General features: G+C 35.1%; 19 protein-coding genes. 15 read left to right on the top strand and 4 right to left on the bottom strand.

Annotation, left to right across the window (positions count from 1 at the left end; genetic code table 11):
* Nucleotides 1-33 precede the first annotated feature (33 nt).
* A complete protein-coding gene (locus J2Y60_RS07340) occupies nucleotides 34-1,341 on the bottom strand; it encodes a DUF5690 family protein (RefSeq protein ID WP_309915523.1) in 1,308 nt (435 codons plus the stop codon).
* 227 nt (nucleotides 1,342-1,568) lie between these two features.
* On the opposite strand from J2Y60_RS07340, the gene J2Y60_RS07335 reads away from it, so the two are divergent.
* The 3 genes from J2Y60_RS07335 (at nucleotide 1,569) to J2Y60_RS07325 (ending at nucleotide 4,248) form a co-directional block, all read left to right on the top strand.
* On the top strand, nucleotides 1,569-2,351 hold the full coding sequence (locus J2Y60_RS07335; RefSeq protein WP_309915519.1) for an HAD hydrolase-like protein: 783 nt from the start codon (nucleotides 1,569-1,571) through the stop codon (nucleotides 2,349-2,351).
* 84 nt (nucleotides 2,352-2,435) lie between these two features.
* The gene (locus tag J2Y60_RS07330) at nucleotides 2,436-3,587 is read left to right on the top strand and encodes a TIGR03364 family FAD-dependent oxidoreductase (protein WP_309915516.1); all 1,152 of its coding nucleotides are present in this window, start codon (nucleotides 2,436-2,438) and stop codon (nucleotides 3,585-3,587) included.
* 202 nt (nucleotides 3,588-3,789) lie between these two features.
* A complete protein-coding gene (locus tag J2Y60_RS07325; RefSeq protein ID WP_309915513.1) occupies nucleotides 3,790-4,248 on the top strand; it encodes a hypothetical protein in 459 nt (152 codons plus the stop codon).
* A gap of 106 nt (nucleotides 4,249-4,354) precedes the next feature.
* Here the strand turns inward: J2Y60_RS07325 and J2Y60_RS07320 are convergent, their stop codons facing one another.
* Nucleotides 4,355-5,533, bottom strand: a complete 1,179-nt coding sequence (locus J2Y60_RS07320) for an alkaline phosphatase family protein (RefSeq protein ID WP_309915510.1) — start codon at nucleotides 5,531-5,533, stop codon at nucleotides 4,355-4,357.
* A 667-nt stretch (nucleotides 5,534-6,200) separates the two neighbouring features.
* Between J2Y60_RS07320 and J2Y60_RS07315 the strand changes: the two genes are divergently transcribed.
* From J2Y60_RS07315 to J2Y60_RS07265, 11 genes are all read left to right on the top strand, one after another.
* Nucleotides 6,201-8,762, top strand: a complete 2,562-nt coding sequence (locus J2Y60_RS07315; RefSeq protein ID WP_309915508.1) for a DUF5686 family protein — start codon at nucleotides 6,201-6,203, stop codon at nucleotides 8,760-8,762.
* A gap of 183 nt (nucleotides 8,763-8,945) precedes the next feature.
* Nucleotides 8,946-9,980, top strand: coding sequence for a hypothetical protein (locus J2Y60_RS07310; protein WP_309915506.1), 1,035 nt, complete (start codon nucleotides 8,946-8,948; stop codon nucleotides 9,978-9,980).
* A 132-nt stretch (nucleotides 9,981-10,112) separates the two neighbouring features.
* The gene (locus tag J2Y60_RS07305; RefSeq protein ID WP_309915503.1) at nucleotides 10,113-10,916 is read left to right on the top strand and encodes a glycosyltransferase family protein; all 804 of its coding nucleotides are present in this window, start codon (nucleotides 10,113-10,115) and stop codon (nucleotides 10,914-10,916) included.
* Nucleotides 10,917-10,937: 21 nt separating this feature from the next.
* Nucleotides 10,938-11,795, top strand: a complete 858-nt coding sequence (locus J2Y60_RS07300; RefSeq protein ID WP_309915500.1) for a thiamine pyrophosphate-dependent enzyme — start codon at nucleotides 10,938-10,940, stop codon at nucleotides 11,793-11,795.
* Nucleotides 11,796-11,902: 107 nt separating this feature from the next.
* Entirely contained in the window at nucleotides 11,903-12,817 is a 915-nt protein-coding gene (locus J2Y60_RS07295) for a transketolase C-terminal domain-containing protein (RefSeq protein WP_309915496.1), read from the top strand.
* 112 nt (nucleotides 12,818-12,929) lie between these two features.
* Entirely contained in the window at nucleotides 12,930-14,273 is a 1,344-nt protein-coding gene (locus J2Y60_RS07290) for an aminotransferase class III-fold pyridoxal phosphate-dependent enzyme (RefSeq protein WP_309915494.1), read from the top strand.
* Between the two features lie 95 nt (nucleotides 14,274-14,368).
* Nucleotides 14,369-15,208 (top strand): SDR family oxidoreductase, encoded by an 840-nt coding sequence (locus J2Y60_RS07285; RefSeq protein ID WP_309915491.1) that lies wholly within the window; start codon nucleotides 14,369-14,371, stop codon nucleotides 15,206-15,208.
* A gap of 122 nt (nucleotides 15,209-15,330) precedes the next feature.
* Entirely contained in the window at nucleotides 15,331-15,822 is a 492-nt protein-coding gene (locus J2Y60_RS07280; RefSeq protein WP_309915488.1) for an HAD hydrolase family protein, read from the top strand.
* Nucleotides 15,823-15,963: 141 nt separating this feature from the next.
* Nucleotides 15,964-16,869, top strand: a complete 906-nt coding sequence (locus tag J2Y60_RS07275) for an N-acetylneuraminate synthase family protein (protein WP_309915485.1) — start codon at nucleotides 15,964-15,966, stop codon at nucleotides 16,867-16,869.
* 251 nt (nucleotides 16,870-17,120) lie between these two features.
* Nucleotides 17,121-18,032 carry a sterol desaturase family protein gene (locus tag J2Y60_RS07270; protein ID WP_309915482.1) on the top strand — a complete coding sequence of 304 codons (912 nt, stop codon included), beginning with the start codon at nucleotides 17,121-17,123 and terminating at the stop codon, nucleotides 18,030-18,032.
* Nucleotides 18,033-18,404, top strand: coding sequence for an SMR family transporter (locus tag J2Y60_RS07265; RefSeq protein ID WP_309915480.1), 372 nt, complete (start codon nucleotides 18,033-18,035; stop codon nucleotides 18,402-18,404). It abuts the gene before it with no gap.
* Here J2Y60_RS07265 and ribD read toward each other — a convergent pair.
* Nucleotides 18,370-19,434 carry a bifunctional diaminohydroxyphosphoribosylaminopyrimidine deaminase/5-amino-6-(5-phosphoribosylamino)uracil reductase RibD gene (gene ribD, locus J2Y60_RS07260; RefSeq protein WP_309915477.1) on the bottom strand — a complete coding sequence of 355 codons (1,065 nt, stop codon included), beginning with the start codon at nucleotides 19,432-19,434 and terminating at the stop codon, nucleotides 18,370-18,372. The two genes, J2Y60_RS07265 and ribD, sit on opposite strands and share 35 nt — an antisense overlap.
* Before the next feature lie 19 nt (nucleotides 19,435-19,453).
* On the opposite strand from ribD, the gene prmC reads away from it, so the two are divergent.
* Nucleotides 19,454-20,314, top strand: coding sequence for a peptide chain release factor N(5)-glutamine methyltransferase (gene prmC / locus J2Y60_RS07255; RefSeq protein WP_309915471.1), 861 nt, complete (start codon nucleotides 19,454-19,456; stop codon nucleotides 20,312-20,314).
* A gap of 118 nt (nucleotides 20,315-20,432) precedes the next feature.
* On the opposite strand, the gene J2Y60_RS07250 is transcribed toward prmC, so the two are convergent.
* On the bottom strand, nucleotides 20,433-21,275 hold the full coding sequence (locus J2Y60_RS07250) for an endonuclease/exonuclease/phosphatase family protein (protein WP_309915469.1): 843 nt from the start codon (nucleotides 21,273-21,275) through the stop codon (nucleotides 20,433-20,435).
* Between the last annotated feature and the right edge of the window lie 70 nt (nucleotides 21,276-21,345).

The raw sequence follows: 21,345 nt of genomic DNA, 5'->3' as shown, positions 1-21,345 counted from the left end.
ATACGAGCATTCCTTACTTATAATTCATTAAAATTAATTATGGTTAGAAATACTAACTACAGCATTCATCGAAGCAGAAGAACCTGATGTTAACTTTCGATTGAAATAAAAGAAGGAAATAATAATTAATACCATTGAAATCAAAGGTAAAAACAAAGACAAATCAGTCAATAAGTCCAACCACGATGTATTTTTAGTACCAAAGTTTTGGTAAATCAAAATCACTACACTACCTACATATCCACTAAAATCGGCTAAATAAAACAAAAAACCTACATTGGCCTTTTCTTTCAATACTGCCAACAGGCGGTCGAAAAGCATTCCGTTAAAAGGCACATAGGCCATATATAAGCCTATTCCTAAATAAACAGACCACCAAAACGGTGAGATGGTATGATTTAAAAAAGATAAGGTAGCAATCAGTATCAAGATTACTCCTGCAAAAATCATCAAATGATTCAACCAAAAAGCTTGTTTATGATTCTTCACAAAATACATAAAGGCAGTAAAGGCACAAATTACTAAGCCTATCAAAGATTCTGTTTTGGCAAAGATAGAAGCATTCGTTACACCTATTTCTCGCCAGATTTCTACGCCAAAATTATCCCTAATGTCTCTCAAGATAGTCATTAACACATATATCGTAATCAAGGCTATCAGTCCAAAACCATGTTTTTTGAGGAAATTCTTTCGGTCTTGGGTATTCATGGGTAAGCGTTCCGACCGTTCGTTTTCATCTACTTTACTAGGTCTGGGAGCAATAGACATGGCGTAAACTGATATCAGTAGTAGCGGAAAAAAAGTTAACCCTGTTAAGAAAGGCATCCAATATTCGTTCACCCCAACATTAATAAAATACTTCCCGATGGATTTTACCATGCCAGAGGCTACAATAAAACTCACTGCCAAACCAGCCCCTAAAATCTCAGTGATTTGTCGGCCTTCTAAAAAACTAAACACTAAGCCATAGACCATTCCTAAACCTAAGCCATTGAAATACAAGAATGCCCAATTGTACGGAGGAGGTACTAATCCAAACAGTAATAAGTTGAGTTCCGCAAATAAAATCATTCCAACAATGTATTTGGCTCTTTGATGAGGCTTTACCTCTGATACTATTTTAATTCCCAAGCCTTTGGCTGTTGCATATCCCAATACTTGCGAGATAACCAACACAATTTTATAGTCTATTCCCAATAAAGTAACGTCATGAAAATCACCAGCAGTAAAGGGCTTTCTGAAAGCATACATACAGAAATAAGTACTGAAAGCGGCTATGCCTAGATAGATGGCAAGAAATATTTGAGATTGGCGCTGAAGAAAATTTTCTAGTTTGTTCATGGATGAAAAACATCTCTTTGAGTATATGTTTTATGCTAAAAGATGACTTTTTAATCACAACATTACGAACAAAAACACCTAAAAATCAGCATTTTACAAAGCCTTAATCAAGATTTAACGTATGGTTAAAATGAGACTACTTATCTTTGATTTCATTAAAAATGACACTCAGATAGTATCGTAATTTTCATAATTAAAGCTTTGGTTGTCACTAAATCCAACATTAAATGTCACTCATTGAATTAGTCACTTTTGATATGGCGGGAACAACCGTTCAAGATCGCCATGAGGTAGAAATGTGCTTTATTGAAGCCGCTTCACAAACTGGTTTAACCGTATCGCCCGAACGCGTTCTGGCACTACAGGGCTATTCTAAAAAATATGTTTTTGAATTATTATGGTCAGAAATGATTGGAGATAATCATCCTGATTTGCGTGAATTTGTGAATAATTCATACCATACTTTTTGCGAAATTTTAGAGAATCATTATATCAACAATGATATTTATCCTACAGAAGGATGCTTGGAAATATTTGATTATCTGAAAAGCAAAAAAATAAAAATTGCTCTTACTACAGGTTTTTATAGAAAAGTAACCAACATTATCTTACAAAAATTAGGCTGGCTTGATGGCTTGAATAATAACTACGTTGGCAACGAAAATACATTAATACAGCTTTCTATTGCTTCAGATGAGGTACAGAAAGGTCGCCCAGAACCCTTTATGATTCAAAAAGCGATTCAGGTATTGAATGTGTCTGATGCTAACAGGGTCATCAATATTGGTGATACGCCCTCTGATTTAAAATCAGGTGTACGGGCTGGATGCAGAATGTCGTTGGGTGTAACCAATGGTACACACACTCGTCAGCAATTGAGTATCCACAGAAATGATGGACTATTGAACAAAGTTTCAGACATCAAAGAAATTATTGAAAACATTGAAAATGAGCGCTTGGAGAGCGATACGCCATTTCCATTCTTAAAGAAACTTAATTTCTTGCTATAATTCTATTCTCAATAAAACCACTATTCAACAGAACGTTATCTAAATGTACTTGGCTTTTAGATACGCTTTTTTAAGAACCATTCGATGAAAAAATATGATTTGATAGTCATTGGAGCAGGAAACGTAGGTACTTTTCATGCTTATCATGCTTTAACACAAGGCAAATCTGTATTGATGATAGATAAAGATTCGGAACCAATAGAGGCAACGGTTAGAAATTTCGGACAGGTAGTTCCTTCTGGACAAGCCTTAGATACTTGGTTTGAATATGGTAGAGAGTCGTTGGGTATTTATAAGAAAATTCAGGCAAAATTTGATATTACAGCCCGACAAAATGGTTCATACTATTTTGCTTCTGATGATGAAGAAATGTTGCTTTTAGAGGAAGCTAGGGCATTATTTAAAATCAGAGAATATCCTTCTACGCTACTTTCTAGAAAATCTTGTTATGAACGCTTTCCTAACCTGAATTCTGAATATTATAAAGGTGGTTTATTTTTTCCTGAAGAGGTTTCTGTAGAGCCTAGGACGATGGTTCATCAAGTAAGGAAAATGCTTATCCAAGATTTTGGATTAGTATTTATGAACAATACGGCCGTTATCGGCTGTGAAATAAATAATGGTATTTGTGAAATAAGGACAGCAACCAATCAAAAGTTATTTGCCGACAAAGTAGCTGTTTGTAATGGACATGAATTCAAAATTTTATTCCCTGAGATTTTCAATGAAAGCGGTATGAAAATCTGCAAACTGAATATGATGCAGACATACCCTTTACCTGAATTAAAATTGAATGGAAATATTCTATCTGGACTTTCTATTCGTCGTTATGATAGCTTTAAATCTTGCAATTCATATCAATATATTCAGACGCCCGAGTGGCAAAAAGTTTATAAAGAGTGGGGCATTCATATTCTTTTCAAGCAGGCTTTAAATGGTTCAATCATCATTGGCGACTCGCACGAATATGCTGATGTACACGAGAATGCTAAATTGCCACTAGGCATTGATATGTCGATAAACGATTTGATTTTGAAAGAAGCTAAAAGAATTATGTCTTTGCCTAACTGGAAAATTCAAAACTATTGGGCAGGGTATTACTCTCAAACGGCTGATGGCGGTTCGTATGAATACCAAATAGAAGATAAAATCTATATTTCAACAGGTATCGGTGGCAAAGGAATGACTACTGCCGCAGGTTATAGTCGTAAACGAATTGAGGATATTTTTAAGTAAGGGTATGCGTTAAAATAAATCTGTTAGGAAATAGCTAGTTTAACCAATCTTACATTTATTTGTTTTTTTATTTATCTTTGACTATCAGATAAATATCAAACTTTCCTTGGCAATTTTCATCGCTTCAGAGACGTTATATTGCTAATATTAAACAACTTCTATATTTATTAAAACTAGCATTAAACCTTAAATTAACGACATCATGAAAAAAACAGTTTTACTCTTCATTCTATTTGTTATCACATTTTCAATTAGCTCGTGCGATAGTGACAAATGTGGTTGTGTTTCACCTCCATTCGATTCAGAATTTTATAAATCTTGGCGACTGAGTTACACTGACGTTAATGGTAAACAAGTGCCAAGTGATAAAAAGGAAATTCTCACATCGTATAGTACTGGTACTGCAACAGTTAAAGCCTTTTATAAAAATGAAATTGACGATGAGGTAATAGAGAACACTGCTGCCAATATTAACAAAGCAAACGATTCTAGTCAAAATGCGATAATTGTAACAATAACATTGAACAATGTTATTTACAAGCAAAAGCTTAAACAAATCTATGTTTCAGGACAACCACCAATGTTAGTTGCTACAACGAAAGTAAAAGAAAACGAAAACTTTGGTGATTACATTTTACATTATGATTTGTATCTAAAATAATTTTTATTAAAATTCAATTTGCTTATTTCTCTTGAAAAAACAATCCCCTGATAAACTACGTTTATGACGTTGTTCATCAGGGGATTTTATATAAAAGAAAAGAGTGTTATTTCATTGTTTGTTTAACTACCTCTCCGATTTCTTTGCCATTCTGGAAATCATATCCTAAGAATTTAGCTAATGTCTTTGCAATTTGATTTTGGAAAAGTTGTCCTTCTGTTTTTACTTCTCCTAAGGCTGGAGTATCTGGTCCGATGACGCCAAACCAAATTTCATAACAGTCTGGCACTTTTTGTCCGTGGCTTGTCCACTGACTTTTAACTTTATTGCCACGTCCATGATCTGTTGTTAAAATAATCGTGGTTTTGTCTTTATACTTGGGGTTGCTTTGGCAATAATTCCATAAATCACCCACAAACTTATCAACAGTATTGGCAGCAAAAAGGTATTCATCATATTTGGCTTCGTGCGCAAATTCGTCGGTTTCATCAAAGGACAAAAAGAATACATTTGGATTGTTCTTTTTGATATATTCCTTCGCTAAATAATAAGTAATAAAATCGTGGCGGTCACTAGCCAAACTTGGATAATTACTTTGAATTTCATTTAACATTTTTTCCTTTTCTGTTAAATTGCCTTCTACCAATTCTTTACCGCTATTGACAGGAATACCACTTCTTTTTTCATTAATAATGTACGGAAAAACATCCCAAGTAGTATAAGCTGCTACTTTCCCTTTGTATTTTGGCTGATTGTTCAGAAACTCTAAAACCGTAATGTTATCGTTCAGAATTTTATCATTTGAATTTACTTTGTCGTCAGCATAGCCCGTCAGAATTTCATTATAGCCCGGATATGAAAACCAGTAAGGATTTTTTACATTTACTTTATTGCCAGCCCAACGGTTTCCGTACAATTGCCCTTGCTTAGCCATCGTATTCCATACAAAAGGCATTATTTTCTTGCGACTCACAGAGGCTGTATCAGACCAAAAGGTTTGCTTTATTCTATCTTTATTTTTAGTGTATTCCTTATTATTCAACAACACGGAATCAACCCCGCCAAATACTTCTTCCCAACGAAAGCCATCTGTGGTAATCAAAAAAATATTCTCAGTTTTATGTTGTGAGAAACCTTGTTGCAAAAAAGCTAACGTAACAAATGCAGTTAATACAAAAGCGTTTTTCAGGATTCTAGGAAAAAACATTAACACTTTTCTTATTTGAAAAACGTAGTCGCTCACCATTAGTCTAATCATGGTTGAAGCATTGGGTAAAATATTCATCTATTGTTTTTTTGAAACTATTTTCTGTTGGGAATACTTTAAAAAGGAATCAAAAATAGCAATTTATATTAGTGAAAAAGTTATTGAAATATTAACAATAAATTATACTTTATGCTCCAATATTAATAAAAATGTGTCTTTAGTTACTTTTAAATTTCTTCCATACAACTTTGCTATCAATAGTTGATAGTTATAAGACATTCCTCAAAAATATAAGTGCTAAAATAATAATAGTAAACATACTTGACTTTTATATTATCCCTCCTTACTTTTACATAGTCAATTAAGTTTACCATTATTTATTGATACCAGTATTATTGTTATTTATCCTATAAAAACTGTTGTTCATCATTTATTTCGTTTGTTGAACTATATTGATTCATAGTTTTGTTAACATTAAAATACTTATTTTAAATCTATTTAATCAACAATTGAACCTTTTAGAAGTAGCGTTAGTTTTTCTGAATATAGTTTATTCAATTATTGATATTTTCGGTTTTTCAAGACCGTTTCTTAAATTTTCACCAACATACTTTTGGTTGGTTTATTAAAAAATGTTGATTTCTTTTTTTCAAAAATATTCTTAAGTTAATCCTTATTAGATGTGGCTATTTCTGATGGCCATTCCTATATAATTCAACTGCTTTATTTAAATTAATTTTATAAAATGAGTGATTATTACAAAATACTCAAAGCCTGTTTACTTCTACTTTTTGTAGCTATTACACCAATTATTTATGCACAACAGCTTACTCGTATCAAAGGAAAAGTAAGCGATGCTAAAACTGGAGAAACGTTGCCATTTGTAAATGTAAGTATTATGGGAACTAAACAGGGTACTCAAACAGATATGAATGGGAGTTTTTATCTAGAAACTCCTGTGTTAAAACCTACTCTGCGAGTAGCCTTCGTAGGTTATACCCCTGAGGTCAGAGAAATAGATGGGGGCAAAATTGTAACTGTAACTTTCAAGCTTAAAACCCAAAATACGGATTTACAAGAAGTAACCGTAAAAGGTAAAAAAGATAAATACCGCAACAAAGATAATCCTGCTGTGGTATTGATTCGCAAGGTTATAGAACACAAAGACCAAAACAGGAAAGAAGCCCTAGATTTTTATCAATATAATAAATACGAAAAATTAGAATTTGACCTTAGCAATATTTCTGAAAAATTCAGGAACAAACGCTCTTTGAAAAAATTCGACTTTGTATTTAATCACCTCGACACTTCACAAATCACTGGTAAAGTAAATTTACCAATGTACCTAAAAGAAACTATATCAGACGTTTACTACAAAAAATCACCAGAGAATAAAAAGGAAGTAATTAGCGGTGAGAAAATGACGGGCTTGGGGAACTATGTAGATAACAATGGTATAAAACTATATCTGGAGGCCTTGTACCAAGACGTAAATGTGTATGACAACAATATCCTACTATTAGCCACACAGTTTTTAGGACCAACTGCTCCTGTTGCTCCTCAGTTTTATCGCTATGTAATTATTGACACCACCAGCTTTAAAGGAACCAAGTGTGTCAATTTAGGTTTCTCTCCAAGGAATTCTAATGACCAGCTTTTTCAAGGAACAATGTTGATCGCACTGGATTCTAGTTATGCGATTAGAAAGGTACAAATGGGCTTTTCTAAAGACATTAACGTGAATTTTGTGACAGATTTAAGAGTGGCTCAAGAGTATGACTTTATTGAAAACGAAGGCTTGATGCTGACTAAAGACGATTTGGCGATTGAATTCAACCTATTGAAAAAGGAAAATGGTATGGGGCTTTTTGGGCAAAGGAGCGTGTCGTATAATAGGTACGTTATCAACAAACCCATCAGTGATGAAAAGTTTTCAGGTCTAAAAACAGACATCTTAAAAGATGCCGCCAATAGAGATGATAGCTTTTGGCAACAGAACCGACATCAGGAACTGTCATCAAAAGAATTGGGGATTTACACGATGGTTGATAGTGTAAAAAAAGTGCCTGCTTTTCAGCGTTTCATGAATACCGCCACTTTTTTACTGGAAGGTTATAAGCCAATGGGAGGCTTTGAAATTGGTCCAGTAAATACATTTTACAGTTTTAATACGATAGAAGGATTTAGACTACGAGTAGGCGGACGAACAACACCTACTTTTAGTGACAAAATGGCTTTTGAGGGCTATGCTGCCTACGGTTTCAGAGACGAACGTTATAAGTATTTTGCTTCTGCCACTTTCTCCTTGACAGACCATAATACCTATACCTATCCTATCAAACACCTTAGGATTTCTTATCAAGATGAAATAAAAATTCCAGGTCAGGAATTACAGTTTGTTCAAGAAGATAATTTCTTGCTTTCCTTTAAAAGAGGTCAGAATAATAAAATGACTTATAATAAAGTAATCAATCTGGATTATTTAAATGAATCAAGGTCAGGGTTAACGGTGAACGTCAATTTCAAAAATATCAGACAAACGCCTACTGGCGCCCTTACTTTTAATACTATCAAAGATGGTAATATTACTTCTACGCCCGAAGTGATTAGTAGCGAGTTGATGATTGGGCTAAAATATGCCCCTAACGAACAATTTTATCAAGGCAAAAATTATCGTATCCCGATTATTAACAAATATCCTACCTTTCAGATACGATATACCTTAGGCGTAAAAGGTTTATTGGATGGGCAATACAATTTCCACCGTTTAGTAGGCTATGCCCATAAACGAATGTATTTACCTCCTATTGGCTACACCGATTTTACGTTAGAAGGTGGCAAAACGTTTAATACATTGCCTTACCCATTATTAACAATTCATAGAGCTAACCAAAGTTATGCTTATCAACCAGAGGCCTACAACCTGATGAATTTTTTAGAATTTGTTAGTGACGAATATGCTGCTCTTTTTGTTGACCACCATTTTAATGGATTTATTTTCAACAAATTACCTTTGATAAAAAAATTAAAGTTAAGAGAAGTGATTACCTTTAAAGGATTGATGGGGAGGTTAAGTGATAAAAATCGTCCAACTGCACAAAATGGATTAATGTTATTACCTGTCGACGAAAATGGTAAGCCTACTACTTTTTCGCTAGAAAATAAACCCTATATGGAAATGAGTTTTGGTATTGAGAATATCTTTAAAGTACTTCGACTAGATTTTGTAAAGCGTTTAAGCTATTTAGAAAATCCAAATGTCAGTACGGGAACAGCAATTAGGTTTAGAATGAGGTTTGATTTTTAATCAAATTTAAACCAAAATATCATACCTAAAGAGGCTTAACATTGATATTAAAACACGTTTTAAAAATACTTTAATATCAATTTCATCCAGATATAGTTCAAACTCACAAACACTTAATTTCGAGATAATATTGAATTAATACTTGCTTGATAATTTTGCTTTAAATAAATCAAAAGATAGTCTATGAAAAAGAAGATTTTATTCATAACTGGTTCAATCAATCAAACTACTCAAATGCATCAAATTGCGGAACAACTTCCTGAATTTGATTGTTGGTTTAGCCAAATTTTTACAGATTCACCCTTTATCCAATGGGTTATTGACAAAACTGAGTTTCTGAATAAAACTGTATTGGCGGGGCAGTTCAAAGAAAATTCTGAAAAATACTGTTATGAACATCATCTCAAATTGGATTATAAAGCTAGAAAGAATCAATACGATTTAGTGGTTTATTGTTCAGATATGATTATTCCTGATAGAATGCTCCAAAATAAAACCTTGTGGGTACAAGAAGGTATGATTGACGAGTATACTGGTATAAGTAAGCTTATAAAAAGATTAAAATTACCTCCTTATCTAGCTGTTGGAACATCATTAAATGGGTCTTCAAATATTTGTGATGTTTATTGTGCAGCTTCTGAAGGCTATAAAGAACGCTTCTCAAAAATTGGTACACACAGCAACAAAATTTTAGTAACAGGTATTCCAAATTTTGATAATTGTGAACAGTATCATATAAATGATTTCCCTTTACACAATTATGTTTTAGTGGCCACTTCTGATGGACGAGAATGCTTCAGACCTGAAGACAGAGTCGGTTTTATCAAAGACTGTGTGGCAAAGGCAGCAGGGAGACAAATGATATTCAAGCTTCATCCTAATGAAATTGTTGAAAGAGCTACTAACGAAATCAAAGAGAATACGCCTGAGGGAACTATAATTTATACTACTGGTAATATTAATCCAATGATTGCGAACTGTGATGAATTTATCACACAGTATTCATCAGCAGTATATGTGGGAATGGCACTTGGCAAAAAAGTACATTCGTACTTTGATAAAGAAGAACTTACCAGACAAATGCCTATTCAAAACAAAGGTACTTCGGCTAAAAATATCGCTCAGGTTTGCAGAGACTTTTTAGGATTTAAAGGAAAGAAAGAAGATTTCGTTAAGTCGTATGACTATAAAGCTGTTAGCGAATTGGTATATGAATAGACTGTATTATAAGTAATTGAGCGATTTAATGAATGCGTGATTTAACACATTTAAAATTACTCTTTTGCTGATGTGGTTTAGTTTTGACCCATTTCTTACAGACATTTTGTTTCAAAATAATATATTAAAATAATGTCAGAAATTACGATTGTTGTTCAAGCTCGGATGTCGTCTAGTAGATTACCCAAAAAGGTATTATTACCTATTTTGGGCGAAAGTCTGCTATATAGAATGATAGAACGTTTACAACAAATTAAACATCAGGCTACTATTGTAATTGCTACCTCAGAAGACCAGCAAGATGATGTGATTGAACAGTTTTGTCAAGAAAAAAACATCATCTGTTACCGTGGGAGCCTGAATAATTTATTAGACAGACATTATCAGGTTGGCGTCTTGACTAATGCCAAAATTGTCATAAAAATCCCTTCTGATTGCCCACTTATCGACCCAACAATTGTTGATAAAGTATTGGATTTTTATATTGAAAATGAAGGAAAATATGATTTTGTGAGTAACCTTCACCCTGCTACTTATCCAGACGGCAACGATGTAGAGATTATGACGATTGAAGCATTGAGCAAAGCTTGGAATGAAGCCAGTCGCCCTTTAGAATTAGAACATACTACCCCCTACTTTTGGGAAAATTCAGATAAATTTCGGTTAGCAAATGTTACTTGGGAAACAGGATTAGACTATTCTATGTCTCATCGTTTTACCATAGACTACCACGAAGACTATCTATTCATTAAGCGTGTTTTTGAAGAATTATATCCACAAAATCCTGCGTTTTCATTGGACGATATTCTTAGGTTGCTACAGCAAAAACCTGAAATATATACTATTAACGAACGTTTTGCAGGTGTAAATTGGTACAGAAATCATTTAGATGAATTGAAAACCATCACGCCTGAGCAAACCAAAATTAGTATTTAGCATAAATTCCAAATAAATACAATGACCGAAGAAAAATTAGAAACATTAAAAAGTATCGCATTACGTGTCCGTGAGCACATCATCGGAATGTCTACGGATGGCGGTTGTTTTGTAGGAGCTTCCCTTTCGGCTACCGATTTGATGGTTTACCTCTACAATAGTTTTTTAAATATCACCAAAGAAAATCTTGATGACCCGAATCGTGACTATTTGTTTCTTTCAAAAGGTCATGATGTACCTGCTTTGTATGGAACGTTGGTTGAAATGGGCATTTTAGAAGCTGAACGTCTTCAAAATCATCTTTCTACTTCAGATAGTATTTACTGGCACCCTAATACTAAAATTCCGGGTATCGAATTTCATTCAGGTTCATTAGGCCACCTACCGGCTGTTTCGCTTGGTGTAGCCTTAGATTGTAAAATGAGAGGAACTGACAACCGAATCATCTGTATTTTGGGTGATGGTGAATTAAACGAAGGGTCTTGTTGGGAAGCTGTTTTAGTAGCCAATGCGTACAAATTAGACAACCTAGTTTTTGTGATTGATCGTAACCAGTTCCAAGCAAACATTGCTACAGAAGATTTGATTCCGTTGGAGCCTTTGGCCGATAAATTCAAAGCTTTTGGAGCGGATGTAGTAAGAATAGACGGACATAATTTTCTGGATTTAGAAGAAGCTTTTACAAGTTTAGATGAACGCAAAGGCAAACTTCACGTAGTGATTGCTGATACTATCCGTGGGAAAGGATTACCAAGTATAGAAGCTCGTGCTGACCGTTGGTTCTGTAATTTCTCAGCCAATGAGGTATCACAATTGATGGAAGAATTACATGGTGTTCATTCAGCTAATATCGAATCTGAAGTATTAGTAGTTAGATAGCTATCAGCCATCAGATGTCAGCTTTCGGCTTTGAGCCTTTAATTTACTAAAAAGCAAATCCGAAACCAGATAGCCGAAATCCGATGACTTAAAAAATATATAAAATTATGTACGAAGAATTATTAAAAAATACAGCCCTTAACGACGAACGTTTTGTAGTAATGACTGCCGAAAACCGTGCATTAGTCAGAAATCTACCAGCTGTTTTGGGCAAACGATTTATAGATACAGGTATAACAGAACAAACGATGATTGGTGCTGCCGCTGGCTTAGCACTTCGCGGACGCATTCCTGTGGTGCATGCTTTGTCGGCTTTTTTGTCAATGCGTGCTTTTGAGTTTATCCGTACTGATGCAGGTATTGCTAATTTGCCTGTGAAATTAAGCAGTTTTATCCCCGGCTTTTTATCAGACGGAAACGGGCCTACGCACCAAGCCATTGAAGATATTAATATCATGCGTGGTATTCCGAATATGCAGGTTTTTGCTCCTGCTGATGAAAATGATTTAGTAACGATGTTACCTCAAATCTGGAATACTCCAAATCCTTCTTATGTTCGTATTTGTACAAGACCTGCTCAGTATCAACATGATACCAATTTTGAAATCGGGAAGGCTGAAATCATTGCAGAAGGAACAGATGTAACTATCTTAGTATATGGTTTTATGTTTGAACAAGCTTTGATTACAGCAGATATTTTACGTCAAGAAGGTAAATCAGTAGGTTTGGTAAACATGAGAAGCCTTAAACCTGTAGACGAACAAGCTATTGTAAAAGCTGCGCTACAATCAGATTTAGTGGTAACTATCGAAGACCACTTCTTAACTGGTGGATTATATACTATAGTTGCCGAAACTTTATTGAAAAATAGAATCACGGCCGATGTGTTACCAATTGCTTTAGTAGAAAAATGGTTTAAACCAGCACGTTTGAACGAAGTACTAGCATATGAAGGATTCACGGGAAAACAAATGGCTGAAAAAATATTGGCTCATGAGGAAGCTGTAAGCCTTGAGCAATGAGCCTTGAGTTGATGAATCAAATTCTTCTGAATCTTGCTTCCTCAACCTTAATCATCTCTTGATTCTTTCATCCTAAAGTCTTAAAGTCCAACGATCCTAAATTCCAACAAAAATGCCAAATTCAATAAAATCTAACGATAATTATCCAACTATCACCGAGTCTGATAGTCTGTATAATAGAGCTTTAAAAGTACAAAAACCAATTACGCAAACTCTTGCCAAGGGACCAGGTCAGTTTACGAAGGGCGTAGCTCCTAAGTATTTGAAAAAAGGAAAAGGCTCGCACGTTTGGGATGTTGATGGCAACGAATACATCGACTTTAATGCTGCGATTGGACCGCTTTCATTAGGTTATGCTTATCCTGTAGTAGATGAAGCCATTAAGCAACAGTTAGAAGATGGAATCACGTTTTCATTGATGCATCCTTTAGAAGTAGAACTTTCTGAATTGATTCAAGAAGTAATTCCTAATGCCGAGGCTGTAAAGATTTCAAAAACTGGTGCGGATGTTTGTTCAGCGGCTATCCGTGTTGCACGTGCTTTCACTGGCCGTGAAAAGATTTTCTGTTGTGGTTATCATGGCTGGCACGATTGGTATATCGGTATTACAAGCCGTAATGCGGGTATTCCAGAGGCTATTCAAAACATGACCTATACGTTTGAATACAACAATATTCAAGCAATCCGTGAGGCGTTGGATGAAGACGTAGCTGCTATTATCCTTGAACCTTTCATTTTCGAAGCCCCACAAAACAATTTCTTACAGGAATTAGCAACGCTTTGTCGTGAAAATGGCACATTACTCATTTTTGATGAAATGTGGACGGGCTTCCGTATTGCATTGGGTGGTGCTCAGGAATATTTCAATGTTGTGCCTGATTTAGCTGTCTATTCAAAAGCGTGTGCAAACGGGATGCCTATTGCATTATTGACGGGTCGAGCTGATGTAATGGAATTATTCAATAGTGATGTATTCAGCTACACTACTTTTGGTGGTGAAGCTCTTTCTTTGGCAGCAAGTATTGCTACTATCAAAGAAATCAGGGATAAAAATGTGCCTGCTTATTTAGATGCTAAAGGTCAAATTATCAAAGATGGCTATAACGAAATCGCGAAAGAATTTGGTTTAGAAAACCTTACTAAGTGTATTGGTTATAACTGCCGTTCGATGGTGACGTTTGCACCTGAAGCTGGTAACGGCTTAGAAGTAAAGGCTTTGGTACAACAAGAAATGATTAAGCGTGGTGTTTTATGGGCTGGTTTCCATAATATGTGTTTTAGCCATTCAGACGAAGACATCAATTATACACTTTCGGCCTATCGCGAGGTAATGCCTATTTTGAAAGAAGCTATCGAAAGTAATGATCTAAAATCATACTTGAAAGGTGAAGTATTAGAAGCAGTTTTCAGAAAAACTAGCAATTATAATATCAAGCCTGCTTTGGCTAAAGCTTAAGTAAAGCTGTGAGTTATGAGCGATGAGCTAATAATTTAAGATTACATAAGCTAGTTATAAATAATCTGCTTGATTTTAGATACGTTAAATTATTTATGGAAAATACAATCACAAGTCCTGATTTGAACCTCTCTCAATTATTTTCTTTGGAAGGGAAAACGGCTATCGTAACGGGTGGCACTGGACTTATCGGTAAAAAGCATTGCGAAGCGTTAGTAGCGGCTGGAGCCAATGTAGTAGTGGCAGATATTGCGCAGGCAAACCCACAAAAATTTGCGGAAAACTTTGGAGAGAAAGCGATAGGAATAAGCATAGATGTTACTGACGAAGCCTCTTTAGAAAATGCAAAACAAGCAATCATAGCTCGTTATGGTTCAATAGATATTTTGGTAAATAATGCTGCTATCAATGATATGTTTGAAAATCCAGAACTAGCAGCAGAGCTTTCGGCTTTTGAAAAATACCCGATAGCATCTTTCCGCAAATCGTTAGAAGTAAATGTTTTAGGCGTGTTTTTATGCTCACAAATATTTGGTTCGGTCATGGCTGAACAAGGTAGTGGAAGTATTATCAACATCGCTTCTACTTACGGAATTGTTGGGCCAGATCAAAGCATTTACCGTAACGAAGCAGGCGAGCAGTTATTTTTCAAATCGCCATCATATCCTACTACTAAGGGAGCTATTATCAATTTTACAAGATATCTAGCGGCTTATTGGGGAAACAAAGGCGTAAGAGTAAATACGCTTTCGCCCGGCGGTGTAGGAAATGCTCAAGACGAATATTTTGTAAAGAATTATTCAGCCAAAACTTTATTAGGTCGAATGGCTACTGCAAACGACTATCAAGGAGCTTTAATTTACCTAGCTTCTGATGCCTCTGCATACATGACAGGCGCAAACTTAGTTGTAGATGGTGGTTGGACGGCTATATAATTATGATTGAGTGAATGAGTGATTTAGTGATTTTTTAGTTGTGAATTGTTGAATCAACACATAGTTAATTAATAATTATTAAAAATCACTAAATCACCATTCACTAAATCACTCAATAAAACATGAATATACACGAAAAAGCAAAGCATATAAAATTGCTCATTACTGATTGTGATGGTGTGCTGACAGACGCAGGCGTTTATTATGGCGAGAATGGCGAGGTATTAAAAAAATTCAATATCCGTGATGGAATGGGTGTAGAAAGACTTCGTAAATCAGTCAATGTAGAAACTGCTATTATCACAGGAGAGGTTTCTCCTTCAGTGGTGAAAAGAGCTGAAAAGCTAAAAATCACGGAATTGCACCTAGGTATCAAAGACAAATTGGCTATTCTAACACAGATAATGGTTAGCCGTAATCTTACCAAAAACAACATTGCCTACATCGGTGACGATGTAAACGATATTGAAATTATGCAAAATGTGGGACTAACTGCTTGTCCCAATGATGCCATTAGTTTTACCAAAGAAGTAGCCGATTATATCTGTCAAAACAAAGGTGGCGAAGGCTGTTTCAGAGAGTTTGCAGAATTGATTATTGCGGCACAATCTTAATTGATTTTAAAAATTTAAACAATAATGTCTTCCAGAGATTGTATAAATCTAACTATTTATACAATCTCTTATCCCCAAAGACATCAATACTTTTCTAACAAACCCTCCTCGGGGGTCAGGGGGTTTTTACGTCCATTACAAATGAAAAACGTTACATTATCATCAGGAAAAGTTATCGGTAAGGGTCAGCCATGCTACATTATTGCCGAAATCGGAATCAATCACAATGGTTCTTTAGACGTTGCCAAACAACTGATTGACGAAGGGGCAAATGCAAAAGCAGACGCTGTAAAATTTCAAAAAAGAACACCTGAATTATGTGTTCCACTTGACCAATGGGAAATTCAGCGTGATACTCCTTGGGGAAGAATGTCGTACATCGACTACAAACGTAAAACTGAATTTGGCAATTTAGAATATTCAGCCATCGACCAGCACGCTAAACAAAGAGGTATCGACTGGTTTGCATCACCTTGGGATGTTGAGTCGGTTGATTTCTTAGAGCACTTTAGCCCAGTATTATACAAATTAGCTTCGGCTTCTCTAACTGACTTAGAATTAATCGAGAAAATTCTTCATACTGGTCGCCCATTAATGATTTCAACAGGTATGTCAACTGTAAAAGAGATTGTTGAGACAGTTGCTTTCATTAAAAACTTTGATGAAAACTACCCATTGATGATTGCTCATTCTACTTCAGCTTATCCATGTAAGCCAGAAGAATTGAATTTAAGCATGATTAAAACGTTGGGTGAAATGTTCCCAGATACTCCTATTGGTTATTCTGGCCATGAAACAGGCTTGGCTACCACTGTAGCGGCTGTGGCTTTAGGTGCTACTTTTGTAGAGCGTCATTTCACACTAGATCGTGCTATGTGGGGTTCTGACCATGCTGCTTCTGTAGAGCCTCAGGGCTTATCACGTTTAGTAAAAGACATCCGTGACGTAGAAATTTCGGTAGGTGATGGCGTTAAAAAAGTATATGAAGCTGAGATATCTCAGATGAAAAAGCTTAGAAAACATATCTCAGCAGAATACTCTGCTTAGTGTTTATTAAATTAATGTTAAGCTTATCAGTAAATGTCGGTTTTATTATCTAATATTGATTAGAGGAAGTAGATTTTGTTCAAGAGGTAGAAGCTTTTGTAAAGTTTCTACCTCTTAATTTCTATAAAATTCAGACAAGTAAAGTAATTAATGGAAATTCCTTTTCCGCGTAATATTATCATACAACCAATATGAATCTCTTAACAATAACCACTTCAATATTAATATGTTGGATAATTTTTATTATTCTGATGGAAAGGTTATATCCATATCGTAAAGGTTTAAAGCTTTTCAGAGAAGGCTTTTGGGTGGATTTAGTTTGGTATACCATTATTCAGAGTTTCTTTCTTAAAATTCTTATTTTCGATTACATTATTCAGCCAATCAATACAAGTTTCGATTGGTCTGAATACCAATTTGTTAAACATTGGTCAGTTCCAGTACAAGTTCTTTTTTTTCTGATTACACACGATTTTTATATCTATTGGTTTCATCGCTTTCAACACTCCAATAAATTTTTCTGGAGAACACATGAAGCACACCATTCTGGAAAAGAAGTTGACTTTTTAGAAGGTTCGCGTTCACATGCTGTAGAAATTATTATTAATCAAACCATTGAATTTCTACCCATCATTGTGTTAGGAGCAGACCCTGCTGTTCTACCAATTAAAGCCTTATTAGATGCTATTTTTGGCATGTTTATTCATGCTAATATTGATGTAAAAATGGGTAAATGGAAGTATATTTTTAATTCACCAGAATTGCATTTATGGCATCATTCCAACTATCAAGAAGTGTTTCATGCTAATTTCGCAACAAAATTTGCCTTCTGGGACTATCTTTTTGGTACAGTCTATTTCCCTGGGCACAAGCCGGGCAATGAGCGAGAAAATTGGGGATTATATTATGACTATCCGAAAGACTATTTCTTACAGCACGCTTTTTCGGTTAAACGTTTTGATGAAAAGAAATTATTACGCTTTAAATGGTTTGCATGGTATTATAACCTTCGCCCTACCATTTTGAAAAAAATCACACATTGGATTGAAGATATTGAACATTATTTTCTAATTGAAAACTCGAGTATGAATTACCGTAGAATAGAACAACACAAAATAGAAGAAAATAAAGATTCCAATAATCACCCCTCAGACCTTACATAAATGGCTTGGATATACCTTATTATTGCTGCTTTGTTTGAAGCAGCATGGACTTTCTCTTTAAAATTATTTAGTTTTAAAGATATTAAAGCTCTTCCCTTAAACAAGTATTTTGCTGCAGAAGGGATTCTAACACTAATGCCATTCTTGGGTTATATCGTTTTTGGATTAGCCAATGTTTATTTTTTCTCCGTTGCACTTAAAACTGTACCCACAGCTACGGCAATGGCGGTATGGACAGCAGCCACATTGATTTTTATTAAAATAGCCGAAATAGCCTTCTTTCATGCAAAGTTAAATTGGTCTGAAGTCTTTTTTCTTTTGTTAATTACGGTAGGAATTATTGGTTTAAAGGTTGTTGGTGGTAAAGTGTAAGGATATTATCACTACCAAGCTTTTCACTTACACTAGCAACACCTTTAATTTTGGGGGCAGCTATACCGCGCTCTAGTATTTTCTTACTTTGTAATACGATTGCTTCGTCCCATAGAGTGGCATCGATAAAACTTTGCAATAATTTACTACCTCCTTCCACAATCAACGATTGTACTTTTCGTTGTGTTAAATCTTGTATAATTGTCGATAAAAAGTCTTCTTGCTCTATTTTCACAAAAAAAACATTATTTTCTTCTTTATTTACTAGTAAATTATAGTAAATAGTAGGCTGTGAGCCATCAAAGATATGCAAGGATTTATCCAAGGAAAGGTCTTTATCTATTACGATTCTTAAAGGATTTTTGCCAGTCCAAAAACGGTTATTCAGACTAGGGTTATCATACCGAGCCGTATTAGTGCCAATCATGATGGCATCTTCTTCACTACGCATTTTATGAACAACCCTTCTGGAAAGAGCATTAGATATTTGAACAGCTTCAAAATTCTCTTTAGCAATAAACCCATCCGCAGTTTCTGCCCATTTCAGGATAATATAAGGGCGTTGCTTTTCGATAAAAGTAAAAAACCGTTTATTCAATGCTCGTCCTTGTTCTGCTAAAATACCCGTCTCTACCGCTATTCCCGCAGCTTGTAGCTTGGCAATGCCCTTTCCTCCTACCAATGGGTTTGAATCTACATTACAAATGATTACTCGTTTGACGGCATGCTTTACCAGTAAATCTGCACAAGGGGGTGTCTTGCCAAAATGTGAACAAGGTTCAAGCGTGACATATACATCAGCTTCTGTCAACAAAGATTTATCCATTACCGAATTTACAGCATTTACTTCTGCATGGGCTTCTCCATACTTTTTATGCCAGCCTTCGCCAATTATTTGCCCATTATGTACAATTACGCAACCTACCATCGGATTGGGCGATACAGTCCCTGCCCCTAAACGAGCTAATTGCAAAGCACGAGCCATCCACATTTCAGACTTGTTAGCGTAATTTTCTTTGTAACTTTGCATAAATTTTATTGATCATTTTATGTCTGCAAAAACCTTTTTTCAACAATTAGTATCCGAAATTAGTGCTGTTTATGATGAAAACGAAGCAAAAAGCATCGTTTATTTAGTGTTAGAACACTTTCAAGGTATTTCTAAAACAGATATTTTGCTGGATAATCCACTAAAAGAGGTTTTTGATTATCAAGATATTATCACCCGACTCAAAAATCATGAACCTGTTCAGTACATTATTGGCGAAACGGAGTTTTATGGAAGAAGATTCAAAGTAAGTCCTGCTACTTTAATTCCCAGACCAGAAACAGAAGAATTAGTTGAACTAACATTAAATACTTTTCAGGATTTAGTAAAAAACAAGTTGATTGTATCGAATCCGAAAATATTAGACATTGGTACAGGAACGGGTTGTATTGCTATTTCTGTGGGAGGCGGTATTGATAACGCCTCTGTAACAGCTTATGATATATCAACAAAAGCACTGCAAATTGCGCAGGAGAATGCAGTAACCAATAAGGTAAAAGTAGATTTTGAAGAGGTAAATTTTTTGGATGAATCTAAGCATGAGTCCCTACCTATGTTCGATATTATTCTTTCTAATCCTCCTTATGTTACCAATTTTGAAAAACATGAGATGGAGAAAAATGTATTGGCTTATGAGCCACACCTCGCTCTTTTTGTAGAAGACGGCAATCCACTGATTTTTTATAAAGCTATCGCCAAATTTGCAAAAAAACATTTATCGGTAAATGGATTTTGTATCGTAGAAATTAACCAATCATTTGGTTTAGAAACAGCAGCTTTATTCTGGGACGAAGGTTTTAGTAGTGTTGAGGTAGTGAAAGATTTTTTTGGAAGAGATAGAATGGTGAAGGCACACTTGTAGCTGTCGGATTTCGGTCTTCGGCTATCGGACATTGGCTATCGGTCTTCGGGCATCGGCTATCAGATAATTTATTGCTTAACTGATAGCTGAAAGCCGAAGACCGAAAGCTGATAGCCGATTAAAATGCAAGTTGTGCAAAGACAGCATGATGGTCTGATGCAAAACGACCATTCCAAGTATTACTTAATGTACCATGCTTCAATACTTTGATTTTATCAGTATTCAGAAAAATATAGTCTATCAATTTCCCTTCTATTTCTTTAGCCTGAAATCCATTAAAAGTACTTACTGGCCCAAAGTGTGGTGTTGAAGTAACTTTCTCCGTATCAATTAATCCTGCATTAATGATAACAGTTGGCTCTTCTGTCGGAGTGCTGTTGAAATCTCCTGTTAAAATAACGGGTATCTTAGCATCAACTGCTTTGATTTTAGCGACTAACATTTTAGCACTTTCACGACGAGCTACCTGACCAATATGGTCGAAGTGAGTATTGAAGAAATAGAATACTTTCTTGGTTTTATTGTCTCTGAATTTGGCATAAGTAACAATACGATTCAATGCGGCATCCCAACTTTTGCTTGGTACATCAGGCGTTTGGCTTAGCCAAAAAGTATTGCTTTCTAATATTGTAAACTTATCTTTTCTGTAAAAGATGGGCGAAAACTCTCCTCCTTCTTTAGAATCATCACGCCCTACGCCTACATAGGCATAATTAGGAAGCAGTTTGGTTAAATCTCTAATCTGTCCGACTAATACCTCTTGCATTCCACAAATATCTGCTTCATAAAAATCTAGCATACTACTAAGATTTTCCTTACGTTTAGCCCATTGATTTTCGCCATCCTGCACAGTTTCCATGCGGATATTGAAAGTCATTACATTCAATTTTTGTTGTGAATAACTGCTCATAGAAGTACTTATTAAAAGTATTAATAGCAGAGAATAGAAAGATTTTTTCATTTACTGACTGTTTGAGATTTTTCAGCAAAGCTATTCATTTTCAATGTCAGACCTGACCTGATGTAGATGA

Origin of the sequence: Arcicella sp. BE140 (assembly GCF_031456255.1) — a bacterium.
Taxonomy (GTDB): Bacteria; Bacteroidota; Bacteroidia; order Cytophagales; family Spirosomataceae; genus Arcicella; species Arcicella aquatica.
This window is presented reverse-complemented; position numbering and strand designations above follow the sequence as displayed.